This window comes from Branchiibius sp. NY16-3462-2, assembly GCF_001594145.1.
Taxonomy (GTDB): Bacteria; Actinomycetota; Actinomycetes; order Actinomycetales; family Dermatophilaceae; genus Branchiibius.
On sequence record NZ_LVCF01000035.1, the window covers coordinates 319,091 to 345,381 of the forward strand.

General features: G+C 66.7%; 24 protein-coding genes, 1 pseudogene and 1 riboswitch. Of the genes and pseudogenes, 11 read left to right on the forward strand and 14 right to left on the reverse strand.

The genetic code is table 11. From position 1 onward, the window contains the following. Positions 1-28 precede the first annotated feature (28 nt). Genes aspA through AZH51_RS10955 form a run of 3 tightly spaced genes read left to right on the forward strand, consistent with a single transcriptional unit; the run spans position 29 to position 3,219 of the window. Positions 29-1,510 (forward strand): aspartate ammonia-lyase, encoded by a 1,482-nt coding sequence (gene aspA, locus AZH51_RS10945; protein WP_291524145.1) that lies wholly within the window; start codon positions 29-31, stop codon positions 1,508-1,510. Next, positions 1,507-2,823, forward strand: coding sequence for an anaerobic C4-dicarboxylate transporter (locus AZH51_RS10950; protein ID WP_291524147.1), 1,317 nt, complete (start codon positions 1,507-1,509; stop codon positions 2,821-2,823). Before aspA ends, AZH51_RS10950 begins: the two co-directional genes overlap by 4 nt. Before the next feature lie 12 nt (positions 2,824-2,835). Next, positions 2,836-3,219 carry a DUF732 domain-containing protein gene (locus AZH51_RS10955; protein WP_291524150.1) on the forward strand — a complete coding sequence of 128 codons (384 nt, stop codon included), beginning with the start codon at positions 2,836-2,838 and terminating at the stop codon, positions 3,217-3,219. Here the strand turns inward: AZH51_RS10955 and AZH51_RS10960 are convergent. The 3 genes from AZH51_RS10960 to AZH51_RS10970 all read right to left on the reverse strand — a co-directional run bounded on the left by AZH51_RS10960 (position 3,209) and on the right by AZH51_RS10970 (position 4,691). Next, on the reverse strand, positions 3,209-3,559 hold the full coding sequence (locus AZH51_RS10960; protein WP_291524152.1) for a hypothetical protein: 351 nt from the start codon (positions 3,557-3,559) through the stop codon (positions 3,209-3,211). The genes AZH51_RS10955 and AZH51_RS10960 overlap by 11 nt on opposite strands. A 55-nt stretch (positions 3,560-3,614) precedes the next feature. Beyond that, positions 3,615-4,112, reverse strand: coding sequence for a DNA starvation/stationary phase protection protein (locus AZH51_RS10965; protein WP_291524153.1), 498 nt, complete (start codon positions 4,110-4,112; stop codon positions 3,615-3,617). 156 nt (positions 4,113-4,268) lie between these two features. Further along, on the reverse strand, positions 4,269-4,691 hold the full coding sequence (locus tag AZH51_RS10970) for a helix-turn-helix domain-containing protein (protein ID WP_291524155.1): 423 nt from the start codon (positions 4,689-4,691) through the stop codon (positions 4,269-4,271). A gap of 101 nt (positions 4,692-4,792) precedes the next feature. On the opposite strand from AZH51_RS10970, the gene AZH51_RS10975 reads away from it, so the two are divergent. Beyond that, a complete protein-coding gene (locus AZH51_RS10975; protein WP_291524157.1) occupies positions 4,793-5,662 on the forward strand; it encodes an enoyl-CoA hydratase/isomerase family protein in 870 nt (289 codons plus the stop codon). A gap of 123 nt (positions 5,663-5,785) precedes the next feature. Here AZH51_RS10975 and AZH51_RS10980 read toward each other — a convergent pair whose 3' ends face one another. Together AZH51_RS10980 and AZH51_RS10985 are read right to left on the reverse strand one after the other, a co-directional pair. Next, positions 5,786-6,100 (reverse strand): multidrug efflux SMR transporter, encoded by a 315-nt coding sequence (locus AZH51_RS10980; RefSeq protein WP_291524159.1) that lies wholly within the window; start codon positions 6,098-6,100, stop codon positions 5,786-5,788. A gap of 14 nt (positions 6,101-6,114) precedes the next feature. Further along, positions 6,115-6,180: riboswitch (guanidine-III (ykkC-III) riboswitch) on the reverse strand. A 7-nt stretch (positions 6,181-6,187) separates the two neighbouring features. Then, positions 6,188-7,390, reverse strand: a complete 1,203-nt coding sequence (locus tag AZH51_RS10985) for a cysteine desulfurase-like protein (RefSeq protein ID WP_291524161.1) — start codon at positions 7,388-7,390, stop codon at positions 6,188-6,190. Between the two features lie 242 nt (positions 7,391-7,632). On the opposite strand from AZH51_RS10985, the gene AZH51_RS10990 reads away from it, so the two are divergent. From AZH51_RS10990 to eutC, 4 genes are all read left to right on the forward strand, one after another. After that, complete coding sequence (locus tag AZH51_RS10990; RefSeq protein ID WP_291524163.1) at positions 7,633-9,609, forward strand: S53 family peptidase; 1,977 nt, start codon at positions 7,633-7,635, stop codon at positions 9,607-9,609. Between the two features lie 164 nt (positions 9,610-9,773). Next, positions 9,774-11,360 (forward strand): amino acid permease, encoded by a 1,587-nt coding sequence (locus AZH51_RS10995; protein WP_291524165.1) that lies wholly within the window; start codon positions 9,774-9,776, stop codon positions 11,358-11,360. Next, positions 11,357-12,754: an ethanolamine ammonia-lyase subunit EutB gene (locus AZH51_RS11000; protein WP_291524167.1), complete on the forward strand. Its 1,398-nt coding sequence runs from the start codon at positions 11,357-11,359 to the stop codon at positions 12,752-12,754. Before AZH51_RS10995 ends, AZH51_RS11000 begins: the two co-directional genes overlap by 4 nt. After that, positions 12,751-13,473, forward strand: a complete 723-nt coding sequence (eutC, locus tag AZH51_RS11005; protein ID WP_291524169.1) for an ethanolamine ammonia-lyase subunit EutC — start codon at positions 12,751-12,753, stop codon at positions 13,471-13,473. Before AZH51_RS11000 ends, eutC begins: the two co-directional genes overlap by 4 nt. Here the strand turns inward: eutC and AZH51_RS11010 are convergent. From AZH51_RS11010 to AZH51_RS11025, 4 genes are all read right to left on the reverse strand, one after another. Beyond that, positions 13,462-15,168 (reverse strand): threonine/serine exporter ThrE family protein, encoded by a 1,707-nt coding sequence (locus tag AZH51_RS11010; RefSeq protein WP_291524171.1) that lies wholly within the window; start codon positions 15,166-15,168, stop codon positions 13,462-13,464. The genes eutC and AZH51_RS11010 overlap by 12 nt on opposite strands. A gap of 42 nt (positions 15,169-15,210) precedes the next feature. Further along, positions 15,211-16,518, reverse strand: a complete 1,308-nt coding sequence (locus tag AZH51_RS11015; RefSeq protein ID WP_291524173.1) for a glycosyltransferase — start codon at positions 16,516-16,518, stop codon at positions 15,211-15,213. After that, a complete protein-coding gene (locus AZH51_RS11020; RefSeq protein ID WP_291524175.1) occupies positions 16,515-18,743 on the reverse strand; it encodes a glycoside hydrolase domain-containing protein in 2,229 nt (742 codons plus the stop codon). The genes AZH51_RS11015 and AZH51_RS11020 overlap by 4 nt, the downstream gene beginning before the upstream one ends. 104 nt (positions 18,744-18,847) lie before the next feature. Next, positions 18,848-19,552 carry a hypothetical protein gene (locus AZH51_RS11025; RefSeq protein WP_291524176.1) on the reverse strand — a complete coding sequence of 235 codons (705 nt, stop codon included), beginning with the start codon at positions 19,550-19,552 and terminating at the stop codon, positions 18,848-18,850. Between the two features lie 28 nt (positions 19,553-19,580). On the opposite strand from AZH51_RS11025, the gene AZH51_RS11030 reads away from it, so the two are divergent. Beyond that, the gene (locus tag AZH51_RS11030; RefSeq protein WP_291524178.1) at positions 19,581-20,291 is read left to right on the forward strand and encodes a hypothetical protein; all 711 of its coding nucleotides are present in this window, start codon (positions 19,581-19,583) and stop codon (positions 20,289-20,291) included. Positions 20,292-20,426: 135 nt separating this feature from the next. Next, positions 20,427-20,693 (forward strand): hypothetical protein, encoded by a 267-nt coding sequence (locus AZH51_RS11035; RefSeq protein WP_291524180.1) that lies wholly within the window; start codon positions 20,427-20,429, stop codon positions 20,691-20,693. Here the strand turns inward: AZH51_RS11035 and AZH51_RS18745 are convergent. From AZH51_RS18745 to AZH51_RS11055, 5 genes and pseudogenes are all read right to left on the reverse strand, one after another. Then, positions 20,636-20,944 (reverse strand): annotated as a pseudogene (locus AZH51_RS18745) (hypothetical protein); the annotation flags it as partial. The gene AZH51_RS11035 and the pseudogene AZH51_RS18745 overlap by 58 nt on opposite strands. Next, positions 20,919-21,797, reverse strand: coding sequence for a DUF5666 domain-containing protein (locus AZH51_RS11040; protein ID WP_291524182.1), 879 nt, complete (start codon positions 21,795-21,797; stop codon positions 20,919-20,921). The pseudogene AZH51_RS18745 and the gene AZH51_RS11040, both read right to left, overlap by 26 nt. Before the next feature lie 2 nt (positions 21,798-21,799). Then, a complete protein-coding gene (locus tag AZH51_RS11045) occupies positions 21,800-23,029 on the reverse strand; it encodes an ABC transporter permease (RefSeq protein WP_291524184.1) in 1,230 nt (409 codons plus the stop codon). Next, positions 23,026-23,718, reverse strand: coding sequence for an ABC transporter ATP-binding protein (locus AZH51_RS11050; protein WP_291524185.1), 693 nt, complete (start codon positions 23,716-23,718; stop codon positions 23,026-23,028). The genes AZH51_RS11045 and AZH51_RS11050 overlap by 4 nt, the downstream gene beginning before the upstream one ends. Further along, entirely contained in the window at positions 23,715-25,043 is a 1,329-nt protein-coding gene (locus AZH51_RS11055; RefSeq protein WP_291524187.1) for an efflux RND transporter periplasmic adaptor subunit, read from the reverse strand. Before AZH51_RS11055 ends, AZH51_RS11050 begins: the two co-directional genes overlap by 4 nt. A 101-nt stretch (positions 25,044-25,144) precedes the next feature. Between AZH51_RS11055 and AZH51_RS11060 the strand changes: the two genes are divergently transcribed. Then, positions 25,145-26,275 carry a methyltransferase domain-containing protein gene (locus AZH51_RS11060; RefSeq protein ID WP_291524189.1) on the forward strand — a complete coding sequence of 377 codons (1,131 nt, stop codon included), beginning with the start codon at positions 25,145-25,147 and terminating at the stop codon, positions 26,273-26,275. The last annotated feature ends 16 nt before the right edge of the window (positions 26,276-26,291 follow it).

Genomic DNA, 26,291 nt, shown 5'->3' on the forward strand with positions numbered 1-26,291 from the left:
ATCGCCCCAAGGCACTAGCGTTCCCAGCATGACGACGCGAACTGAAGAGGATCTGCTGGGCTCCAAACCAGTGCCCGCAGACGCGTACTACGGCATCCACACCGTGCGAGCGATCGAGAACTTCCCGATCTCGGGGATCACGATCAACGACGTCCCCCAATTCATCCGCGGCATGGTCATGGTGAAGAAGGCCGCCGCTCTCGCGAACAAGGAATTGCGCGTCCTGCCGGTCGATGTCGCTGACGCCATCGTCGCCGCCTGCGACGCCATCCTGGACGACGGGCGCTGCATGGATCAGTTCCCGATCGACGTCTTCCAGGGCGGTGCCGGCACCAGCGTCAACATGAACACCAACGAGGTCGTCGCCAACCTGGCCCTCGAACTGGTCGGGTACGACAAGGGCCGCTACGACGTGATCAACCCCAACGACCACGTCAACAAATCCCAGTCGACCAATGACGCCTACCCGACCGGCTTCCGGGTCGCGGCGTACACGATGGTCCAAGCCCTCGTCCAGGAGGTGCAGGAACTGTCGTTCGCCTTCTCTGCCAAGGCACAGGAGTTCGCGACGGTCCTGAAGATGGGCCGGACGCAGTTGCAGGATGCGGTCCCGATGAGCCTCGGCAGCGAGTTCGAGGCGTTCGCGGTGAACGTGCACGAGGAGATCACCCGGCTGCGCACGGCGGCCGAACTGCTCCTGGAGGTCAACCTCGGAGCCACCGCGATCGGCACCGGGCTGAACACCCCGCCAGGGTATCCGGCGGCAGCGGCCCGGCACCTGTCCCAGGTCAGCGGACTGGGGACGGTACCGGCGGCCCACCTGGTCGAGGCGACCTACGACAACGGCGCCTACATCGCGGTGCACTCAGCCGTGAAACGCCTGGCGACCAAGCTGTCCAAGATCTGTAATGACCTGCGGCTGTTGTCTTCTGGACCTCGCGCGGGACTGCACGAGATCAATCTGCCAGAGATGCAGGCCGGCTCCTCGATCATGCCGGCGAAGGTCAACCCGGTCATCCCCGAGGTCGTCAACCAGGTCTGCTTCAAGGTGATCGGGAACGACGTGACGATCACCATGGCAGCCGAGGCCGGTCAGCTCCAGTTGAACGTCATGGAGCCGGTGCTGGCGGAGTCGCTGTTCGAGTCGACGCGGCTGCTCACCAACGCCTGCGCCACGTTGCGCAGCAAGTGCATCACCGGTATTACCGCCAACCCCGAGGTGTGCGAGGCCTACGTGATGAACTCCGTCGGCATCGTCACCTATCTCAATGAGGTCATCGGGCACCACGCCGGCGATCAAGTCGGCAAGGAAGCGGCGCGGACCGGCAGGGGAGTGCGCGAGGTGGCCCTGGAGATGGGCCTGTTGTCCGAAACGCAGTTGGACCAGTTGCTGTCGACGGCCAACTTCTTGAATCCGACGTTCGCCGGCCGGCTCTACACCCCGGACGAGAAAGGCATCCCGCCGCTGGAGAAGCAGACCGCGGCGGACACGGACTCCTCGAGCTCATGATCATCCTGCAGTTCCTGGTCGTCCTGCTCTTCGTCTTCATCGGAGCGCGACTCGGCGGTATCGCCATCGGCCTGGCCGGTGGCGCAGGGGTGATCGTGCTGGGGCTGCTCGGCCTGCACGTGGATGCCAAGACCGGTGTGCCGTGGGATGTTCTGGGCATCATCATCTGCGTCATCGCAGCGATCGCAGCCATGCAGGCCGCCGGGGGACTGGAACTGCTCGTCCACCGCACGGAACGACTACTACGGTCGCGGCCGAGCAACATCACGTTCATGGCACCAATCGTCACCTACTTCATGACCGTCCTGTCCGGCACCGGACAGATCGCCTTCTCGACACTGCCGGTGATCGCCGAGGTCAGCAAGGAAGCCAAGATCCGCCCGTCCCGGCCACTGTCCATCGCCGTGGTGGCCTCCCAGATGGCGATCGTTGCCTCCCCGATCTCTGCCGCGACGGTGGCGATGGCCGCCGTCCTGGAACCCATGGGCGTCGACTTCATCAAGATGCTCACGATCTCCGGTATCTGCACCCTGACCGGGTGCATGATCGCCGCCTTCGTCGCTTCAAAACAGGGCTGTGAGTTGGAGGATGACCCGATCTACCAGGACCGCCTGGCCCGTGGTCTGGTCGCGCAATCCGATCCGGAGGCGAAGGCAAATTTCAAGGCCCGCAAAGGGGCCGGGCTATCGCTGATCATTTTCGCGGTGACCCTCGTGGTCGTGGTGTTGTACTCCACCGCGATCTCCGAGTCGGTCGGTCTGATCAGCGATCCGACGATCGACCGGTCGGCGGCGATCATGACGTTCATGATGCTGGCCGCGCTGCTCATCCTGGTCTTCTGCAAGGTCGAACCGCCCGCGGTCATCGAGACCCCCACCTTCCGGGCGGGGATGAACGCGGCAGTCTGCATCACCGGCGTGGCCTGGTTAGGAAACACCTTCGTGCAGAACCACGTTGAGGACATCGAGCGGATCGGCGGCGACGTTATCCACGACCATCCCTGGATGTTGGCGATCGTCCTGCTGCTGGCCTCGGCGCTGCTGTACTCCCAGGCGGCGACCACGATCGCGCTGATGCCTGTGGCGGCAGGCATGGGCGTGTCCGCTTCGACGTTGCTCGCGTGCTTCCCCGCGGTGACCGGGCTGTTCCTGCTCCCCACGTATACAACCGTGGTGGCGGCAATCGAGCTCGACGACACCGGAACGACCCGGATCGGCAAATACCTGTTCAACCACTCGTTCATGATCCCCGGCCTGGTGGCGGTCGCCAGCTCGATCGCCCTAGGCTTCCTGATCGCGCCGATCCTGATCTGAGGACGACTGCTCATGACTACACGTATCTGGTCCCTGCTGGCGCTACCCGTCCTGGCGGTGAGCCTCGCGGGATGCGTCAGCGACTCAACTGCCGACAACGTGCCGCCGGCTCGCGACGAGTCGGCCTTCCTAGCTGCCGTCAAGCAGTACGAAACGCCGCAGATCGACCGGGACGAGTTGATCCGGCAGGGGGACGCGGTCTGTGAATCGCTCACCGACTCCGCGGATGCCGACGGGCTTTACCAGGCTCTGGTGAACAACGCCAACGAAGGCAGTGGGCCCTTTTTCGGAGAGACCCGGCTGCGCGTGATGTCAGCGGCAGTGAAGTATCTGTGCCCTGAATGGGCCGAAGTCGATCACACGTCCTGGGGGAGTGCGACGGCGCTCAAATCGTGAGGTGGTCGACGCCCAAGTGGTCCAGATCGACCAGGTTGCTGGCGTGTCCGCCGAGCCAGACCGTGACGGTACGGCGAAGATCCAGCTCCTGGGGGACCCACTCGGCCACCCAGGCGGCCACCGCCCTCTCGAGGGAACTGGTCACCGGATCGACCCGGTGGATCGAAACACGGGGCGGAGCGGTCAGCGTGCTGATGCTGCCCTCGGGGCCTTCGATCAGGACCTGGCCGTAGGCGTCCTCGGGCAGGAGTGCCAGGGCAACGGCGATGTCGTCCAGGTCGGCGATGTGACCAGCAACCAGGACATGTTCCAGCGGAACGCGACGACGATGAGACCTCACGAAGATAAGCATAGCCTTACCTTCGTGAGATCCGCGCCGAAACGCCGCAAGCGGGTCAGGCGGCGATGTGCGCCTGGAGCAACCAGCGGTCCTTGGTCAGGCCACGCTCGATCTCGATCGCAACATCCTGGCTGCTGAGGTCGATGTCGTCGAGGCCCACGATCGCGGCGCGGACCGTGACCAGTGCGGCGTCGATCAAGCCGACCACCTGAGCGACTGTGGTTTCCCAGGGCTGGAATCCATCGGACAGCGCCGGCAGCGAGGATTTCGCGGCGACGGTGGCCAGCCGGGAGTCCAAGGGCAGGCCCAGGGCGACGACGCGCTCGGCGGCGGTGTCGGCGAAGTCCTGGGCGTGGGCGACGACGTCATCGAGCAGTTCGTGGATGCCGATGAAGCTGCCACCGCGCACGTGCCAGTGCGCCTGCTTGCCGTTGACGACCAGCGCCTCCATGTCGAGGACGACGGGGGTGAGGAACTGCGCCGCACCCGCGGCGACCTCGTGGGAGGCAGCGAGAGTGGTGGGGATCTCGGTGGTCTGGGTCTTGGTAGCCATATCAATCTCCTGATGTCGCCCTGATGAAACTTGAATGATTCCAGGATGGTCCAGATCGCTTGGTATGACAACGAAGAGCAGGCTGGCCTAACGGCACGCGCTTCGACCGCCTACGCCCGCACGAGTCCCTGCGGGCGAGTAACGGTGCAGGGGGAGTCAGCCGGCGTTCGGTGCCTCGCGCTGCGTGCGCTGGTCGTAGGCGGCCTGGTTCGACCGGATGGCGGCGGCGTTCAGCACCGTCCAGTCGTAGAGCCGGCCGAAGGGCTCGCGCAGCGACTCGCCGAGCGGGGTGATCGCGTACTCGACGCCGACCGGCGACGTCGGTAGCACGCGCCGCTCGATCAGGCCGTCGCGCTCGAGCCGGCGCAGGGTCTGGGTGAGCACGCGCTGCGTGATGCCCTCGAGGCGGCGCTTGATCTCGTTGAACCGGCGCGGCTCGGTGAGCACGGCGAGGCACATCATCGACCACTTGTTGGCGATCTGGTCGAGGATCGGACGACTCTCGCAGTCGACACTGAAGGTCTCGGTCGCGGTGTCGAGCAGCGCGCTGTAGGGCTTCACGGTGGTGTCCTCCGGCATCCCTGGGATAGGAGAAGTGCGTTATTGACGCACCGGGAGCGGCGCTCCAAGATAAGTATGCATCCCATACCGGGTATGCATCGCATACTTTTGGAGATCTCGTGACCGCATCCGCACATCCCCTCAACGCTGACCCGATTACCGCCGAGTACGCCGCCCTGCGCGTTCGTCGTGACGGCGCCGTGGTGAACGTGACGTTCGACAACCCGCCGGTCAACGCACTGAGCGCCGACGTGATGCGGGAGCTGCGCACGCTGCTGCTCGGCGTGCGGGGTGACGAGAGCATCGCGGTGATCGTGTTCGACAGTGCGAATCCCGAGTTCTTCATCGCGCACGTCGACATGCACCTCGGCGACCAGATGGATCAGCTCGGCCGGCTGGCGGCGCAGGCGCCCGCGGGCGTCAACGTGTTCCAGGCGACCGGCGAGCTGCTGCGCTCCCAGCCGCAGGTGACGATCGTGAAGCTGGCCGGGATCGCGCGGGGCGGCGGGGCCGAGTTCGTCGGCGCGGCCGACCTGACCTTCGCCGCACGCGAGACCGCGCGGATCGGGCAGATTGAGAGCCTCATGGGCATCGTGCCGAGCGGAGGGGGCACCCAGTACCTGCTCGAGCGGGTCGGACGCAACCGCGCGCTCGAGCTGGTGCTCACGGGCGACGCCATCGACGCCGACACCGCCGCGCTCTACGGATGGATCAATCGAGCGCTGCCCGCCGACGAGCTCGACGCGTTCGTCGAGCGCACCGCCCGCCGCATCGGGGAGCTGCCGCCCGGAGTCGCGCGCGCGGCGAAGCGCGTGCTCCCGGCGACCACTCCGCTCGAGGGCTACGAGCGCGAGGAGACCGAGTGGAGCGCGCTCATCGGTCGGCCCGAAACCGAGCGCATCATGCGTGAGAGCCTCGAGCGGGGCGCCCAGACGGTCGACGGAGAACGCGACCTCGAGGACCTCCTGCGCCGCGTCGCCCGCGGGTAGGTTCCGTACCGGTGTCGAGTCCTCGGTGACGATTGATTGGATGTCCGATAATCTACATTATGTCAAGTTGAATCAAATGCTCCGCGACCTACCCTCTCCCCTCGGGTTCTCACCCCGACTTGATCAGTGCGCCAGTTTCAGGCCAATGACGCAGGCGACGATGCCGACCAGGCACACCAGCTTCAACACCGAGACGGGTTCGGCGCCGGTGACCATCGCGTAGATCACCGTGCCCGCGGCGCCGATCGCCGTCCAGATCGCGTACGCCGTACCGACCGGCAACGTCCGCAGCGCGTAGCCCAGGCCGACCATGCTGGCCACCGCCGCAACCGCGAAGATCGACGTCGGCAACCACCGGGAGAAGCCTTCGGATTTGCTCAGCGCCGTGGCCCACACCGCTTCGAGCCCACCGGAGAGAATCAGAATCAACCACGCCATCGCGGCCACGACCTTTCGTGGCCGTCTTGTCGCTGTCCGGGTACGGCTCCCTCGTCCGGGTGCCACGAGCGTGGCCCCTTCATTGTCTCAGAGTTCTGCGCGCACCCCTGCCACCAGTCGCTCGACCTCATCGACGCTGGTGTACGGCGCCAGCGAGATCCGCAAGCCCCCGGACTCCCCCAGCCCCAACGCCCGCGCCGGCTCGTAGGCGTAGAACGAACCTGCCGGAGCGATCAGCGCTTGTGCGGCCAGCGCGTCGGCGATCGCCGCCGGGTTCGCCTCCGCGAACGTCAGCAATGTGGTCGGCGTACGCCGCTGCGCCCGTGAGTGATTCACCACCCGACCGTCAGCAACCAGGTCCGTCAACCCCTCATCCAGTACGCCGAGTAGCTGGCTCTCGTGGGCGGCGAACGCCTCGTGCGCGGACCGCAGCCGCTCCCTGCGCGACTGCCCCGCACCCCAGGAAGCGATGAAGTCAACTGCGGCGGTTGCGCCGGCCAGTTGTTCGTACGGCAGCGTGCCCAACTCGAAACGCTCCGGCGACTCGTCCGTTGACGGAAGCAGCTTGTCCGGTGAAAGCTCCTCCAGCACAGCTGGATTCGCGAGCAACACCCCGCAGTGCGGACCGAAGAACTTGTACGGCGAACACACGTAGAAGTCCGCACCCAACGCAGCAACGTCGATGAAGGAGTGCGCCGCGTGATGCACACCGTCCACCCAGACGAGGGCATCGGCGTCGTGCGCTGCCGCAGCGATGGCCGCCACGTCCGGGCGTGAACCGATCAGGTTCGACGCGCCCGTCACCGCCACCAACCGCGTGCACGGCGTGATGGCCGACTCCAATGACTCGGCCGTGAACTGCCCCGTCGCCGGATCCAGCTCCAACCACCGAACGACCACCCCAGCACGCTCGGCCGCGATCGCCCACGGCCGCACGTTGCAGTCGTGATCCAGTTGCGACAGCACGATCTCATCGCCGCTCCCCCAGGTACGCGCCAGCGTCCGGGAGAAGTCGAAGGTGAGCGCGGTGGCCGAGCGGCCGTGCACGATACCGGCCGTGGGCACCCCGCCCAGGTCGCCGTACGCCGACCTGAACTCCTCGACGCACCGCGCAGCGTTCCGGGCGGCCAGGCTGCCCGCTCCACGGTTCGACAACGGTGCACGCAGGGCACCCGCGATCGCGTCGGCGACGGATGCCGGCGTCTGGGTGCCGCCCGCACCGTCGAAATACGCCTCACCGGCGGCCAGGGCCGGGAACTGGGATCGGAACGCGGCGACGTCGAAGGTCATCCTGCGACCCTGTCACATCGTGGTGTTCCCAGCGAAAACTCAGCCTCACTCAAGGTTGGATTCAGGTGAATCTGTATGCGCCGCAATGTTTTTCGTTTTCGTAATCCATAGCGGCAATTCGGCCAAATCGCGGCCCCCCGACAGGTAACTTGCCGGAGGTGTGCCATATCGACGCACTATCCAACAGATCGAGGACAGACAGTATGGGACTGCGCAACAACCGGCGGCGGACATCGCAACAGATGGCTGCCGTCACCGTCACTCTCGCCCTGAGCGTCGCCGGAGCCGCGGCCGCGAACGCGTCGGTCACGGCCGATGGGTCCATCAAGTACCCCGGGTCGGTCCCCAAATGGGCGGTCACCGCCCAGGACGCCGGAGCCGCACCCGCGGACGACACCGTCGAGGGTGAGATCTACCTGAACCTGCAGGACAAGCAGGGCGCCGAGACCCTCGCGACTGCGGTCTCCACCCCGGGTAGCCCGCTCTACCGCCACCCCCTGTCCCCCAGCCAGTGGATCAGCCGCTTCTCCCCCACTGCCGGTGAGTACGCGACCGTGGTGAACAAACTGAAGTCCGAAGGCCTCACGATCACCGGCACGCCGGCGAGTCGGCTGTACGTCGTGTTCCGCGGAACCGCCGACCAGGTCAATGCCGCCTTCTCCACCTCGATGCACCTCTACCACCACGCGGGCACCCGCCTTGCCGCACCTGCCAAGGCGCCCGCGCTGCCCTCGAGCATCGCCAAACTGGTGAGCGCGGTGAGCCTGGACCAGTCTCGTCTGCAGACCCGGCCGAACCTGGTCTCGCCGGGCCACGTGGACAAGACCGCGGGCTCCTCGAGCCTGAACAAGTCAAAGGCGCAGGCCCAGAGCAAGCTGCGCTCGCAGACGACGCCGTCCACCACGGCCGCGTGCTCGCAGTACTGGGGCCAGTACACCGCCTCGGTGCCGGCCGCCTACAACGGTCAGACGTCGTACCCGACCAACATCTGTGGCTACGACGCCAAGCAGCTGCGCTCGGGGTACAACCTCAACACCTGGAACAGCCTGGGCGTTAACGGTTCTGGCCAGACGGTCGCGATCACCGACGCCTACGCCTCACCCACCATCGTCTCCGACACCAACGCGCTGGCGGCACAGAGCGGCGAGCCCGCGCTGGGCGCCGGTCAGTACCAGCAGATCGTCCCCAGCACCTTCTACGACGAAGAGGCCTGTGGCGGTCCCAGCGGTTGGCAGGGTGAGCAGTCTCTCGACGTGCAGGCCGTCCACTCCCTCGCCCCGAAGACCAACATCCTCTACGTCGGCGGCTCCAACTGCGGCGGCGGTCTCGACATCGCGCTGTCGACGATCATCGACCGGAAGCTGGCCACGGTCGTGAGCAACAGCTGGGGTGACGTCGGTGAGGATGTCCCGGCCGAGGTCCTCGCGGGTGAGCAGAACATCTTCGTGCAGGCTGCCGGCGAGGGTATCGGCCTGTACTTCTCCAGCGGTGACAACGGCGACGAGGCTGCTGCGCTGGGCACTGCCGAGCCGGACTTCCCTGCGTCCGACCCGTTCGTCACCTCCGTCGGCGGCACGTCGATGGGTATCGACAAGAAGGGCAAGCTGGCCGTCGAAACCGGTTGGGGCACTGCGTACCAGCGGATCCTGGACAACGCCGACGGGACCTCCAGCTACGCCGGCGCGTTGCCGGGTGCGTTCGGGGGCGGCGCCGGCGGCGGGGTCAGCACCCTGTTCGCCGAGCCGGCCTACCAGAAGGGCGTCGTGCCCAACTCGCTGTCCGGTGGCAAGCGCGTCTCCCCGGACGTGTCGGCCCTGGCCGACCCGTACACCGGTTTCCAGATCGGGATCAGCCCGATCACCGATGACGGCACGTTGGCGACCGCGGACTACGAGAACGAGACGTACGGCGGCACCTCCTTGGCCTCGCCGCTCACCGCCGCGATGGTGGCGCTCTCGCAGCAGTTGACCCACGGCAGTGTCGGTTTCGCCAACCCGACGCTCTACACGCTGGATCGTTTCCTGCCCGGGTCGTTCCGCGACGTCAAGCCCTCGAGCACGCCCGTTGCGGTGGAGTACACCTCCGCCTCGAGCGGTCACCGGTTCTTGATCACCATGGACAAGGACACCTCCTTGACCACGACCGCCGGCTACGACGACGTCACCGGTATGGGTGCGATGTCCTTCAGCCTGGCCCAGCTGCTGGGTCACGGTCGCTGACCGGATCGGCGCATTGAATCGACGTGGGGCCGGGCAGTCGCCCGGCCCCGCGACACGTTGCGGTCGATTTCCCACCGCATCAGGCACCGGCGCGGCACACTAAGGGCTGCAGCTGCCCCCGCCGGAGTGGGTCCCCCGGCCAACCGCGGAAGGACGCACGCGCCATGCCCGAAGGTTATGAACCCCTCGACGACGAAGCTCATCTGGCGAGCCTGGGGTACAAACAGGAGTTGTCGCGCAACTGGTCGGGGTTCTCCAACTTCGCCATCTCGTTCTCGATCATCTCGATCCTGGCCGGCTGCTTCACCAGCTTCGGTCTGGGGTGGAACAACGGCGGACCTGCGGCCATCGCCTGGGGCTGGCCGATCGTGGCTGCCTTCATCATGGTCATCGGCTTCTGTATGTCCGAGCTGGTGTCGGCATACCCCACCTCGGGCGGAATCTATTGGTGGGCAAGCAAACTCGGCGGTCCGAAGGCCGGCTTCTTCACCGGTTGGCTGAATCTGATCGGACTGCTGGCGATCGATGCGTCGGTTGCCTACGGTTGCGCGAGTTTCTTCGATACCTTCATCGGGTACTACAGCGATTCGTGGGCTTCGAGCTATTCGCTGACCCGCGTTTTCATCGAGTTCATCGTGATCCTGGCCCTCGCCGCAGCCATCAACATCTTCTCCAGCCACCTGCTCGCGATCCTGAACAACATCTCGGTGTGGTGGCATGTCATCGGCTCGCTCGTCGTGGTCGCGATCCTGTGGTTCTTCCTGAAGTCCGGCGCCCACCACGCGTCCCTCTCAGACGTCTTCACCAAGACGATCAACAACACCGGCTTCTTCGGCGGTCACACCAGCGGATGGGGATTCCTGCTCTACGTCCTGCCGCTGTCGGCCATCCTCACGCAGTACACGATCACCGGTTATGACGCCTCGGTGCACCTGTCTGAGGAAACCAAGTCAGCCGCCAACTCCGCGGCGCGCGGCATCTGGCGATCCATCTTCTACTCCGCCATCGGCGGCTGGATTCTGCTGCTGAGTTTCCTGTTCGCGGTGCAGGATTCGGACAAGGTCAGCGAAGGCGGTGGGTCGGTGTTCGCGATCTTCGGCCAGGCACTCGACCCCAAGGTCGCCGGTCTGGTCGTGCTGATCTCCACCGCGGGACAGTTCTTCTGCACCTGCGCCTGCATGACCTCCACCAGCCGGATGTTCTTCGCCTTCAGTCGGGACCGGGCCGTCCCCGGCTCCCGGTACTGGTCCAGGCTGAACGCCAACAAGGTTCCGGTCTACGCGGTGATCGCTGCTGCGGTGATCGCTCTGCTGCTGACGCTGCCGGCATTGGTGAAGGTCGACGTGAACGGCGCTCCGGTGCCGGTCGCGTTCTTCGCGGTCGTGTCGATCGGTGTCATCGGCCTGTACCTGTCCTTCGGCATCCCGATCTTCCTGCGCTGGCGAGCCGGGTCGAACTTCAAGGTCGGCTCGTGGAACAACGGCATCAAGTACCGCTGGATGAACCTGGTGGCCGTCATCGAGATCACGGTGATGTCGATCGTCGGTCTACTGCCCACCCTGAACGTCGGAGTCCCCTGGGTCGACGGCTTCTCGATGAAGTACGTCAACTACGCCATCATCGTGGTCCCGGTGGCGCTTCTGCTGTTGTGGATCTACTGGCACGTCTCGGTCAAGCACTGGTTCACTGGACCGGTCACCACCATCGAGTCAGCGGCCACTGACTCCGAACCGGAGCCGACCACGACGTGAAGTACCGCCAGACGATCAACCAGCGCAGCTACGAGTTCGACGGGCTGGTCGACGTCCTTGCCAAGGCGACGCCCCTGCGTTCGGGCGACGTGCTGGCTGGCTGCGCGGCGGAGTCGGGTGCGGAACGCGCTGCGGCGCAATGGGTTCTGGCCGACCTGCCACTGTCCCTGTTCCTCTCCGAGTACGTCGTGCCACCCGAGACCGACGACGTCACCCGGCTGATCCTGTCGGCTCACGATCCTGGCGCGTTCGAACCCGTCGCCGCGTTGACCGTCGGCGGGTTCCGGGAATGGTTACTGGAGACGGTGGGTCGCGGTGACCACGCGTCGCTGATCGCCCTGCGTGACGGGCTGACACCCGAGATGGCGGCGGCCGTCAGCAAGATCATGCGTAACCAGGACCTGATCGCCGTCGCTGCCGCCTGCCAGGTCACCACCGCATTCCGCGACACGATCGGTCTGCCCGGGCGGTTCTCCACCCGGTTGCAACCCAACCATCCGACCGACGACCGCACCGGGATCGCGGCCAGCGTGCTCGACGGACTGCTGCTCGGGTCCGGCGACGCGGTCATCGGGATCAATCCCGCGTCGGACAATCCCCGCACCGTCGCCGATCTCCTCCGACTCCTCGACGACATCATCACCCGCTACGAGATCCCCACCCAGTCGTGCGTCCTCACCCACGTCACGACGACCCTGGAGTTGATCGCCGCCGGCGCGCCGGTCGATCTCGTCTTCCAGTCGATCGCCGGAACCCAACGCGCCAACGAGGGGTTCGGTGTCGAGCTGCCAACTCTGGCAGAGGCTCTCAAAGCGGCCCGCTCTCTGCACCGGGGCTCTGTCGGCAACAACGTCATGTACTTCGAAACCGGTCAGGGAGCGGCACTGTCCGCCGACGCCCACTGGGGAACCGACGGTCGGCCGGTCGACCAGCAGACTCTCGAAGCACGCGCTTACGGGGTGGCAAGGGCGTTCGAACCGCTGCTGGTCAACACCGTCGTCGGCTTCATCGGACCGGAGTACCTCTACGACGGCAAGCAGATCATCCGGGCCGGCTTGGAGGATCACTTCTGCGGCAAGCTCCTGGGACTCCCGATGGGCGTGGACGTCTGCTACACCAATCACGCCGAAGCCGACCAGGACGATATGGACACCCTGCTCACGCTGCTGGGAGCGGCCGGTTGCACCTACGTCATGGGTGTCCCGGGCGCGGATGACGTGATGCTCGGCTACCAGTCGACCTCCTTCCACGACGCGCTCTACCTGCGTCAGGTGCTCGGCAAGCGGCCGGCACCGGAGTTCGAGGCCTGGTTGGACCGGTTGGGTCTGCTGGCCGCCGACGGAAGTATCCGGGCCGTCGAACCGGGTACCAGCCCGCTGCGGGAGTTGGCGTGACGGATCTGTGGGAACGACTGCGGACCCACACCCCTGCGCGGATCGGTATTGGCCGGTCCGGGTCCGGAACACCCACGGCTGCAGTGCTTTCCGCGACAGCTGCGCATGCCGCGGCTCGTGACGCAGTCCATGCGGAGTTGGATGTGCCCACGTTGCAGCGTGAGCTCGAAGGGCTCGGACTCGGCCCCGCGCTGGTGGTGCCCTCGGCGGCGCCGGACCGATCGACGTACCTGACCCGGCCGGATCTGGGCCGCACCCCCGGCGGTAACTTGCCGCAGCCAGGCGATGCGGAGCTGGCGGTGGTCGTCGCGGACGGCTTGAGCGCGGTCGCGACGCAGACGCACGCCGTACCGCTCCTGCAGGCCCTGCTCCCCCTGCTGGACTCCCCCACCACGGTCGCTGCACCAGTCGTCGCGACCCAGGCGCGAGTCGCGCTCGGTGACCACATCGGGCAGGCACTGGGTGCCCGGTTGGTGCTGGTGCTGATCGGGGAACGCCCCGGACTGTCCGCGGCGGACTCACTCGGTGCCTATCTCACCTGGCAACCGCAACCGGGGATCCTGGACTCGGCGCGTAACTGCGTCTCCAACATCCGGCCGCCACACGGCCTGGATTACGACACGGCCGCCCGCACCATCGCCGCGCTGATCTCCGGGGCGCGGCAACTGGGCGCGACCGGCGTGCGGTTGAAGGACCTGACCGGTTCCCTAGCGCCCTGACCTGGCTCGCAAGCGGTCCTCGAGGGGACGACTGACCGCCAAGCCGGCGATGACGCCCAGCGAGATGGTCACCAGCGTCGTACCGGTCGTCACCAACGTCGCCGCGGCGCTCGCTCCACCCCCGACCGCCGACGTGACGCCGACGAGCCCCAACGCACCAGGCACCAGCAACCAGAAAGCGGGCAGGAAACACACCAGGGGCGGCGGCCCGGTCGGTCGGGTCGAGACGATCATCGCGGCGGGGGTCATGAAGAACGCACCGACCATCGCGGACACGGCGCTGCCGAACAGCACGCCGCCGACGACCTGCCCGGCGTACGCGATCACCAGGACGAGCAGGATCCAGCGCCGTGCCCCGGGCCGGGCCGCTTTGTAGAACACCAGACCGACGCCATAGATCAGCACCCCGGCCCACGGCGCCAACGGTCCGAAGAAGGACTGACCGCTGGTGCGGGCCAGGCTGGCCGGTACGCCGACGAGCGAGGCCGCTGCCGTGATCCCTACCGCCAGCAACACCAGTTGCATCAGTCCGGAGGCGAGGCGGGCGGAACCCGACACGATCTGTTTGGTGACCAGGTCGATCGTCCCGTTGGTCAACTGAGCACCCGGGAGGAAGGTGATCAGTGGTGGCACCAGGGCCGCGAGGAGGTTCAGATCCCACCCGGTGCGGGCCAACAGAAACGCGATGGAAGCAACGACGAAGGACATGCCCAGGACGACCATCACGGAGTAGATCGACTCGATCCGCGCCGTCCACCGCAGCACCAGGGCAGTGAGGCCACCAAGCACCGCCGCCACCAGTAAATCCAGCGGATTGGCCCCCAACAGGAGCGCCAGGCCGACGCTCATGGCGGCGTATCCGGCCACTTGCACGACCGGCGGGTACGGGTAGTCAGCGTCCGCGATCGCGGTGAGCCGGGCCAGGCCGTCGCGGGGAGACAGCCGTCCGTCGCTCGCCTGATCGGCCACTTCGGTGATGCCCTGCATCTGTCCCAGGTCGATGTCCCGCTCCCCCGCGCCGATCGCCGCGGTCGCCGTGTCATCCACGCCCGGCACCGACACCAACAGGGCAGTCGGCAATGTGATGATCTCGGCCTCCGGCACTCCACCGACGGTCGCGACCTTGTGCAACGTGTGATTGACCTGGATGAGCGGCGCGCTGATATCCAGCATCGCCTCACCCAGCACGGTGACGAAACGCAGCAGGTCCCGCCGATCGGTGGGAGACGTCGGTTGCGGACTGTGTGGCGCAGCCTCCGGCGCCACTGGCCGGCCGGCAGCCCGCCGTCCCGTGGCCCGCGTCTTCACGTACCACACGATTCCGGCGGCGATGGCGGCCAGCACCACGATGACACCGGTCAGCCCTAACGGCCATGGCACGTCGCCACCGCTTGACGCGGGGCGGGTGATCCACGCCACCGTCTCACTCGTGGTGGTCGTGGTTGTCGTGGTGGTCGCCGTCACCGTGGTGGTGGTCGGACTGGAGTCGACGGGACTCTGCGTCGTGGGCGGCTCGGTGGTCTGACCGGCACCGGCCGGGCTGGACGGCGTTGCGCCTTCGCTCGGCGTACTCGGTGTTGTCGTGGTTTCCGGGGCGGGGGACGTCTCGGTCGCAGTGTCGGTGGCCGTCCCGCTCACCGGCGCCGTGTCGGACGCCGTGGAGGTGTCGGTGGCAGCGGGCAGCGAGGTGGGCACAGCCCTACCGAAGCAAATCAGCCTGAGAACGGCCAATCGGCCTCAGCAGGCGACGCCTTCCAAAGAGTGGGTGAGGTAGCCCAGCATCGTGTCCAGCACGACCGCCCGGTCGAACTGCAGGGCATAGTCGACCGCCTTGTTGCTGTGGGCGACCCATTCCTCCTGCGTCATGGCGGTCACGGTGCGCAGTGCCTGCGCGATCGCGTCCGGATCGCTCACCGGGACGGTGATGGCGGTGTCGCCCACGGCCTCGGGGACACCACCGGTCTCGGTGGTGATGACCGGTCCCCCGCCCGCGAGCATGTTCTCCACCAGGGCGATTCCGAACGTTTCCACGAATTCCGGACGCGGCAGGGTCGGTAGCACGAACGCCGTGCAGCCGCGCATGAGGGCGGGCTTCTCGTCGTCGTCGACATCGGTCAACACGGAGATGCGGTCCGCCAACGGAGACGCCGCCGCCATCTCCCGGACGCTGGCCTCCTGCGGACCCTGGCCCGCGATGATCAGGCGCACCTGGTCGCTGACGCCGCTGCGCTCATAGCCGGCAATGAGGTCGGCGATGCCTTTGGCCTTGACCAGGCGGGACAGGAAGAGCACGTAGCGTTCGCTTGCCAGTCCGCGCCGGGCCATCACCGCGTCCGCCTCCGACTGCGGGATCGAACGGTAGGAGGCGGTGTCGAGGGCGGGATAGGAGATCTGGATCCGCCGACGGCACTCGTAGGCGAACGAGGTCCCGTGTTTGGCGTCGAGCTCGGCCGCCTCCGCCACGATCAGTTCCTTGGTGTACCGCGAGACGGCCAGCACACAGTCGTTGGTCAGGTAGGCCGACAGCAGGTGCACGGCGGCGCCGTACCTGTCCTTCTCGACGCACTCGCGGACGACATTGGTGATGTCCGAGCCGACCGCCTCCGCGATCGTGAGTACGTCGAGGGGCAGGCCCACGCGCTGGGCGACGGTGAGCGCGTCGGTGACTGCCGTCGTATGCGGCGACAGATAGAGGCTGAGGCAGATCGTGGGAGTGCCGTCGGTGAACAGTTCGACCAGCCGGCCGACCAGTCCGGCGTACCAACGGCCGTCCACGACACGGTAATCGCCCACGGGCTCAGGGCGTTCCACGGTAATACCGGGGCTGTAGGGCTGGACGCCCTCCAACGGTTTGAGCGGCAGACCGGCGGCCTCCAGCCGGTCCAACGGCCAGCTGACGATCCGCACGTCGGTGAATCCACGCTGCAGGGCGGCCTCGGCGATGTTGCGCGCTTCGACCGAGTGGCCGCAGATAACCGGGTCCGCGCGGACCACGATCACCAGGCGGCGGTACCGCTCCAGGACGACTTCCGGTGCTGGCATCATTTCGTAACCCCCGTTGCGAGTGCGGATGTCCCAACGCTGGGCCGGGACGGTGGCCGGAGCGAGGACCCCCAGTTAGAGGGGGTGTCGCCCAGGGTGATGTGCAGCTCTCCGCCACGATGCAGATCGCTCATGGTCAACCAGGTCTGCGGGACCTCGACACCGTCGAGTCGCACTGACTGGATGTACTGCGCTGCGGTGTCCCGGCTCGGGGGCCGGAAACCGCTGGTACGAATGAGTATCTCTGATTCCGCCGTGCGAATCTCAGCCTCCTCGAACGCCGGTGGATGAAGCAGGACGAGGTTCTGACCGGCGACCGGGAAGAGACCGAGACTGGCCCATACGTACCACGAGGAGATGGCACCCGAGTCGTCGTTGCCGGCCAGGCCGCCCGGGCCGGTACCGAACATCTGGTGGACGGCTGCGTGGACCACCTCCGCGGTGCGGTCAGGACGACCGGCAAAGTGGTAGGCCCACGGGGCTTCCATGTCCGGTTCGTTGTTCATTCCCTCGAATCGGCCCAGTTCGTAACCTCGTTCGAGCTCATCGCGACCCGGCCGCAAGCCCGGCTGAACCACGGCCGGGGCGCCGTACCCGAAGAACCGATCCAGCAGTTCGACGAACCGATCCTCACCGCCGGCCACCTTGATCCGAGCCGCCATGTCGTGCAGCAACCGGAACGAGTAGTTCCACGGACCGCCCTCGTAGAAGGTCGATTTCGCCATCAGCCCGGTCTCGGGATTGAACGCAGCCGGCCAGCCGTCCGCCCAGGGTTCGAGATCGGCGACCAGCGCCTGATCGTCGATGGCGTCCGCGACGACTGCGGCACACCAGTACCCGAAGGCAAGGTCGAGGACGTGACTGATCGGGTGGGTGATGCCGTCGCGCAGGTACTCCTCGCCGTACGTCCGACGCAGATCGGTGTGCATGTGCACCACGGCCCGGTCCCAATCCACGCCCGGCATCCGTAGCTGGCACAGGTCGGCAAACAGCGTGTGCGCCAACGCGCTTCCCTGCCGGGAGAAACGATCCGCGCCTCGGGCCATCCGGTAGCCGATCGGGAAGTTGCCTTCTTCCTCACAGATCTTCAGCAGCGCGTTCGCGAGATCCACTGCCCGCTTCGGTCGCAGCAGGGTCATCAGCGGCAGTTGCGTCTTGTAGATGTCCCACATCGTGCACAGGTCGTAGACGAACGGCCCGTTGGTCGGCCAGAAGGGGCTCTCGTCCTTGGCGAAGCACGGCTTCATCAGCGAGTGGTAGAGCGCAGTGGCCATGACCGTGCCCTGGTCCTGGTCCGGTGTTGAGACCTTGATCTGCGACAGGTGATCGCGCCAGACGTCCTGCGTCTGCTGCCGACGGGCGTGGAAACCACCGACGAAATTCGCGGTGTCCGCCGCAAGATTGGCCTTCGCTTGCTCAGTCCCCCTCAGCGAGAAGCCCATTCGCAACTCAACGGTCTGCCCGGCTACCGATGGTCCGGCCCACATCAGCCCGAACGGGCGCAACGTGGTGGGCCTGATGTCGGCGAAATCCAACCGGGAGCCGCCGGGCATGATCCGCCGGTCGTACCACAGCACCTGGCGGAAGTCGGTCGCATCGCATTCCAGGTGTACGGCGAGTGGGGTGCCTTCCATGACGACCTCACCGCGGGCGCTGCCCTGGCCCAGGAACTCCAGATGCGCCCGCAACGGGATAGTCTCGCCGTACGGGATCGCCAGACCACCGGTCGAGAAGTCCACGACCAGGCGGGCGTCCCGGCTCTCGGGGAACGTGTACCGGTGCACCGCGCTCTTGGGTCCGACGGTGACCTCGCAGACGATTCCTGTCTCGAGTTCCGCGCGGTAGTAGCCCGGCTCGGCGTACTCGTCGCGCACCTGCCACGCGGTCCCCAGGTCGTCCAGCGTGCTCAGCATCGGCGTGACCCGGAAGTAGTTGTAGTACTTGCGGATTGCGCCGGTGCCTGACTGCTGGAAATGCGTGAAGCCTGAGACCCGCATCCGGTCGGTCATGGGCACCGGCAGCCCTTCGGTGCCCAACTCATAGATGCCGTACCCCGTCGGATAGGCACCCGAGAAGGCGCAGGCCGACACCATGCCGAAGGGATACGTCGCACCGGGATGGGTGTTGCCGACTTGCGGTTTGGGCCACCACCAACTGGCCGCGATGCCATGCGGCTGCGGCAGGTCAGTGGCAGCGGTGCCGATGAACGGGTCAACCAGGTCGAACATGGCGGCTCCCCTCGGGCGAGTGGCGCGGTCTGTTGTTCGACGGTAGGTGACCTATGTGTCGGTCTCGTTACGCGCAGACGTCAGTACGGACGCTGTGTGCTTCATCACCGCGACCCTCCGCCGGGCATTCCGCCGCCACCCATACCGCTGCGCCCGCTGAACCCGCCACCGCCGGTGAACGCATTCTCGTTGCTGGACCCGTCGGCTCCGAGGGTGGCTGTGAGGTCACCGAGCACTACCTGGGTGCCCGCGTCGAGACCCGTGATCTGAGCCTTTCCCCCGCCCACGGTGCCCACCGTGACCGACTTCGTCGTGACCGTGTCGCTGCCGGAGACCACCTGGACGGTGGCGCGGCCGGTGGCCACCATCGTCAGCGCCGACGCCGGCACCGTCACCACGTTGCTGACGCTCTTGGTGGTCACGGCCACCTGCGCCTGCGAGTCCTGTGCCAACGCCTGCGGGGGGTCGTCCACCGTGATGGTGACCGGGTAGGTGGGAGTGCTGCTGGTGCTGTTCGTCGGCAGGATCCCGATCTGGGTCACCGACCCGTTGACCGTGCCACCGCCACCGGCCGGGGTGATAATTGCGGCCTGGCCGACCGCGAGCGTGGGCAGCGCCGATAGCGGTACGTCGACCGTCACCTGGGCAGCGCCCGTCCCGATGATCGTGATGCTCGATGAGGTCGATGCGTCCTTGCCGCTGGTCAGCCCGACGGTCGCGACGGTCCCGCTGATGGGGGCTGTGAGCGTGGCTGAGTTGACTGCCTCCTGGGCTTGGCTGACCTCGAGCTCGGCCGCACTGACGGTCATCGTTCCACCACCGCCGGTGCCGCCCCCGGTGCCATCCCCACTGGCTGCACCAGCATTGCTGGACGCGCCACCGTTGCTCGACGCGCCGCCATCGCTGGACCCAGAACTGCCTGAGCGCTCATTGCTCGAACCCGTTGCGCCTGACCCGGTGCCTCCCGATCCCGTGCTTTTAGTGTCACCGCTCTGGGTGCCACCGCTCTTGCTGGCACTGCTCGGTGAGCCGCTCGACGACCCGCTGGAGCCGCTTGTGGTTCCGCCGCTCGTACCCCCGGCGCCGCCCTGGGTCGATGAGGAACCGCCCGAGCCGGACTTCGAACTCAGTTGGTCAAGAACGGTGTTCAACTGCGTGAGAGTCGATGAGGCCTGCTCGAAGGTGGCGGAGGCCGTCTGGGTCGTGGACACACAGGCCTTCACCACGGCGGGATCGAGCGATGCCGACGGGGATGCGGAGGAGGAACTGGAACTACTTGGCGTACCCGTGCTCGTCGTCGACTCCGAGGTCGACGGCTCGGCGGTCGTTGGTGCTGAGGTGCTGGTGCCGGTGCTCGTCGGTGACGCCGTGTCGGTGGACGTCGGTGTGCTCGTCGCGGTCGAGGTCTGGCTCGGTGTGTCCGTGGAGGTGGGAGACGCCTGCAAGGTGGCGCTGCTCGATGAACTTCGGGTGCCAGAGCGCGACGTCCCGCCAGTGGTCCCGGTCGACCCGCCAGCCGCCATCACCGGCGCACAGGTGACCTTCTGATTATCTACCGCCGCCTTCATCGACCGGACCTGCTGCGACAGCGTCGCCGACAGCGACTTCAACTGCGCTGTATCGCCGTTCGAGGTCTGCTTCCCGGATCCGGCGCCACTGGACCGGGTCGGTGAAGCAGTACTGGTGGCTGTGGGTGTGGCCGTCGGCGCGGAGGACGATCGTGTCGACGAACCAGCGGCGGAGGACGAACTCTTCGCGGTCGCAGCGGCAGCGGCCGACGAGCTCGGAGACGACGTACTGCTTGTCGTCGTGGCCGCGGCCGCTTTGGCCTGGGCCAGGTCGGCCTGGGCCGACAACAGGTCAGCGTTCAGCCCCGCGGTGTCCATCGTCGCGAGGGCCTGTCCGGCTGTCACGGTGTCCCCTACCGCGACCTTCACCCCCGTGACCTGACCCGAACTGGGGAATGCCGCTGAGACCTGATTTACCCGGGCGACCGTGCCGCTGACGCTGAGCTGGCTGCTGCCCGAGCCGGTACTGGCGGTCGCCAACCGGTAGTGATCGGACAGCGCATCGGCGGCGGCCGCATGCGCCACGCCGTACGTCACGGCCCCGGCGACGGCGACCACGCACAGACCAGCGGCGGACCCGAGAACGACGCGGCGGCGCCGGTCGGGGTCACGAAGCATTCGGTGCACCCCCATTGCCACCACCGAATCCTTCCATCTGCGAGGTGCATTCGCCGTTCACCGATTCACTGATGGTCAGACTGGTCGCCGTGAGCACAGAGTTTGCCGTCGTGCCACGGGCTTCGACGCACTTGCCGGCCTGAATCGCGGAGGCAGTCGCAGACGATTCCTTCGTGTACGTCGTGCTGGACGAGGTGGTTACCGTGACCGACTTCGCTGTGCTGCCAGTCGTCTGGAAGACGAACCCGTTGTTGGTGACCGAAGTGACCTTGCCGGTCAGCCCGCGCATGCCGCCGAAGCCGCGGCCATCGGACTTCGCGCCGCTGCTGGACGGGGTGCTCGTCGCCGTGCTGGCAATGCAATCGCTCGCCGGGAGAATCGTGACGGAGCTCGCAGTGACCGCACTCGGCACCGTGTAGCTGGGCATCGATCCCGTGGGCCGGCTGCCGCTGGTCGGGTTACCCGATGGCATCCCGGAGGGTCGCTCGCCGCCGCCCGCCCCGGAGAACTGCTGGCGCACCGAGACGCAGGCACCCTTCGCGAGATCGCTTGCACTGCCGGTGGATTGACTGCTGATCTTCGTGCTGTCCGTCCACTTCACCGAGCTGGTGCTGCCCTGTGACGTGGTGGCGGTCAAGGTCGTCCCGCTCACGGATGCGATCACGCCGCTGACACCGGGGTTGAACCCGCCGCCTCCCGGGCCGCCGCGCTGCCCACCTTGACTGGTGGCCCCAGCGGTCGGGGTGCCTGCGGCGGCCGCGGTGCCCGAGCCACCGGAAGAACAGCCAGCCACCATGACGGCCAGGAGGGCGGCGCCACCGAGGCTGATCGCCTTGTCGAACCGACGGATCTGCTGGGATCGCAACATACTTACTCGCTCCTCAGAGCTTCGATGGGTGCCAGGCGGGCGGCCCGGCTGGCTGGATAGACACCGGCTCCGACGCCGATGACGACAGAAACCGCTAGGGCCAGTAGCGCAGCCTCGAAGGACAACGCGACCGGTTGGTCGAGGAAGTGCGGTAGGACCAATGCGCCCAGCACACCGAGAGCGATGCCCAGGGCACCGCCGGCCAGGCCGAGGATGCTTGCCTCGGTAAGGAACTGCTTGCGGATGGTTCGCGGTGTCGCACCGAGTGCTTTGCGCAGACCGATCTCGCGGATCCGCTCGGTGACCGACACGAGCATGATGTTCATAACGCCAATGCCGCCGACCAGCAACGAGATTGCGGCGATCCCGGCCAGCAGGACAGTCAACGTCTTCGTGGTGCTCGTCGCCGTGTCGACGAGCGACTGCTGGCTGCTGATCGAGAAGTCGGCGTTGGTGACCGACACTTCGTGCGCGGTGGCCAACGCGTTGGTGGCCTCCTGCTTCGCCGCCGCCAGATGGTCGCTGCTGGCTGCTTCCAGGTAGATGTTCGACACACTGTCCGAGCTGGAGGTCGACAGGCGATGCGCGTAGGTCGTTGATGGAATCACGACCGTGTCGTCCTGGTCGACATTGTTGACGGTGCCGGCAGACTCCAGCACACCGATGACGGTGAAGGTCTGACCGTCGATCGTCACCTGTCGACCGACCGGGTCGGGGTTGTTTGAGAACAGTGCGGTGACGACCGTACGGCCAAGTACGACAACGGGATTGGCATCGGCTACGTCGGCAGCACCGATGAACCGTCCGGTGGACACCGACCGCGCACGGACCTGAAGCCAACTGGGCGTGGTGCCGACGACCGTCGTCGTCGTGTTGCTGCTGCCGTTGAGCACCGAGAACGACCCGCTCGACGTGGCGGCGACCCCCGCAACGTCCGGAACAACCGTGGTGTTGGCGAGCATCGTGGCGTCCGATTGAGTCAGGGTCGTCGCGGATCCAGCGGCGCCCCGCACTCCGGCCGAACTCGTCGTACTCCCGGGCGTCACCACCAGCAGGTTGGTGCCCAGGGCGTTGATCTGATCGGCCACCTTCTGCTGGGCGCCCTGACCGAGACCCACGGTGAGCATCACCGCCGTGATTCCGATCAGAATGCCGAGCACCGTGAGCCCAGATCGCAACCGCCGTGCGCTGATCGCGTCGAGCGCGCTGCGTACCGTCTCTGCCCAGCTCATGCGGCGGGTGCTTCGGCGTCGAGTTGCCCGTCACTGATCCGTACGGCGTGCGCTGCCTGGGCCGCCACGTCCGGTTCGTGGGTGATCACCACGACCGTGCGCCCCTGGTCGTGCAAGTCGTGGAAGAGTTGCAGGACATCCTGCGTCGCAACGGAGTCCAGGTTGCCGGTGGGCTCGTCCGCGAGGATCATCGACGGGTCGGTCACCAGGGCCCGTGCGACAGAGACGCGTTGCTGCTGTCCGCCGGACAGTTGTGTCGGCCGGTGATCAAGCCGGTCACCCAGACCGACCCGGTTCAGCGCCTCCGTCGCCCGGTTCTGCCGTTCCGCGCGCCCCACGCCGGCGTAGACCAACGGCAACTCGACGTTGCGCAGCGCGGACTGCGACTGCAGCAGGTTGAACTGCTGGAAGACGAAGCCGATTTCCCGGTTGCGCACCTGCGCCAGTTCGGACTCCGACATCTGGGAGACGTCCACGCCGGCGAGTTCGTAGGTGCCATCGGTCGGGATGTCGAGGCATCCGAGGATGTGCATCAGGGTCGACTTGCCCGATCCGGAGGGACCGGTGATCGCCAGGAAGTCACCCTCCGGGACGTCGAGGTCGATGCCCCGAAGTGCGTGCACTTCCAGTTCGCCGGAGCCGTAGGTCTTGGTGACCCCGCGCAGCGAGACGATTGCCGGGGCGATCATTGCGCCGCCGCCGCTGCGGGTGCCGCCGAGTTGCCCATCCGGGAGCCGCCGCCGAAACCACCGGGCCCGCGCGAGGTCACTTGGACCATTTCGCCGGCGGCGACACCGGACAGGACCTGGGTGCGGGTGCCGTAGACCGAACCGGTCGACACCTCGACCTGCGCGGTTCCGCCGTTCTTCGAGACGGTCACCACGGACTTTCCGTTGTTCGAAGAGATCGCCGTCGTCGGGACGGTCAGCACGTTGTTCACCGACTTCGTCGTCACCACGACCGACGCGCTGGTGCCGACGTAGATGCCCGATTCCGTGCCGGACACTTTGACCACAACCGGGAAGGTCGCCGTACTACCGGTCGAGGTCGAACCCACGATTCCCACCGACTGAACGGTGCCGGTCAATGCGGTGCCCGTGGTCGTGCTCGTCGATCTTGAACCGGACGAGGAGGAACCCGAGGAGGACGAACCGGAACCTCCCGAGCTTCCACCGAACCCGCTGCCGCCGCCGAAACCCGAGCCTCCACCGAATCCGGGGAAGCCGCCCCGGGAGTTGCCTGAGGAACTGCTCGACGTCGAGATGCTCACCTGCGCGCTCTGACCCTTGGCCAGTTGGGCCAGGTCGGCGGAGCTCACGTTCGCATTCACGGTCCACGAGGAGGTGTCGACCAGGACGATGGCCGAGGAGGAGGACGTTGACGACGACCCGCCGCCGGCAGCGTTCGCGCCCCCCGCTCCTGCTCCGCCCGAGCCCCCGGAGCCGGTGCCTGCTGAACTGCTGCCCGAGTTGTCTCCCGTGGCGATGTTGACGGTCGCGATCGTCCCGGAGAACGGCGCCGTCATAGTGGCCGCGGCGAGAGCTTTCTGTGCCTGGGTCACTTTGCTCTCGTCGGAGGCAACCGTCGCCTTGGCCGCTGCGATCTGAGTGGATGTCCCACTGCTCTCGACGGATTCGAGGTTCTCCTGCGCGCTGGACAGCGTCGACTTGGCCGATGCCAGCGACGCTGCCAGGTCGGTGTCATCGATGGTCGCCAGGGTCTGACCCTTGGTCACCTTGTCCCCGACCGCGACGTTCACCGCGGTGACCGTGCCGGAGCTCGCGAAGTCCAGATCGGCCTCCTGCGCGGGCGCGAACGTGCCCGAGATCGTGAGGGTCTGGCTGACGGTTCCGACGGTCGCAGCTTGCAAGGTGGTCGTGGTCTGGGCCGCGGCCTGGGTCTGATCATCTGTGCGGTGGGTCGCCCACCAACCGACGCCTGCGCCGCCCGCGACGACCACGGCAACAACTCCCGCGATCGCCCGGCGACGCACGCGTCCCGGGTGTTGTGTCATGACTCGGGACGCTAAGGAGCCGAGTTTGTGCCGCACTGTCGCCATGTTGTGTGCGACCTGTCCCCGGAGAAGCGATCCTGTGAACCGCCTACAGTCGGGACATGCAGTGCGGCTACTTCGACGAACACCGCTGCCGCAGTTGTGAGCTGATGGGCCTCCCGTACGCCGAGCAGCTGGCTGACCTTGACCGTCACGTCCGCGCGGCGCTGCCGACCGTCCCTTCCGACAGGTGGTCGCCGCCGGCCGCAGGGCCGGAGTCGCACTTCAGGAACAAGGCGAAGCTGGTCGTCGGCGGCCGGCGCGGAGCACCCACCCTCGGGATTCTCGACACGGCCGGTCGCGGCGTGGACTTACGCAACTGCGGTCTCTACGAGCCGGGATTGCACGCAGCCCTGCCGCACCTGGCCGATTTCGTGGCACAGACCGGCCTCACGCCGTACGACGTGCCGAACCGCACCGGGGAACTCAAACACCTGCTGGTGACCCACTCCCCCGATGGCGAATTGATGATCCGGTTCGTGCTGCGCTCGACCGGTCAGCTGGCCAAACTGGAACGCGCACTACCGGACCTGCTCGCCCGGCTCCCGCAGACCCGGGTGGTGTCGGTCAACCTGCTGCCGGAGCATCGCGCAGCGGTGGAAGGCAGCCAGGAACTGGTCCTCACGCAGGAGGACCAGCTGCCGATGCGACTGCCCGGCCTGACCCTTTTCCTCGGTCCGCAGGCCTTCTTCCAGACGAACACAACCGTCGCCACGATGCTCTATCAGCAAGCTCAGCAATGGGTTTCGGCGTTGACTCCGCACACCGTGTGGGATCTGTTCTGCGGGGTCGGTGGTTTCGGTCTGCACGTCGCCATCGCCTGCCACCCGGCGGTGCTGCACGGGATCGAGATCTCGTCGGCCGCGGTAGCCTCCGCCCAGCGCGCAGCCGGCGCGCTCGATCTGCCCGGCACGCAGTGCGTCTTCGAAGCAGCCGACGCCGAGCGCGAACTCCACAGCGACCACCCGGACCTGCTCATCGTCAACCCGCCCCGGCGCGGCATCGGCACGTTGGCCACCCGGATCGAGGAATCGGGCACGCCACACGTCCTGTACTCCAGTTGCAATGCGACCTCCCTGGCCCGCGACCTGGCCGCGATGCCGTCGATGCAGCCCGTTGCCGCCCGCGCGTTCGCGATGTTCCCGCAGACGCAACATCACGAAGTTCTGGTGTTGCTGCGTCGAACCGGGTAGGTCGCTGGGTACAGTG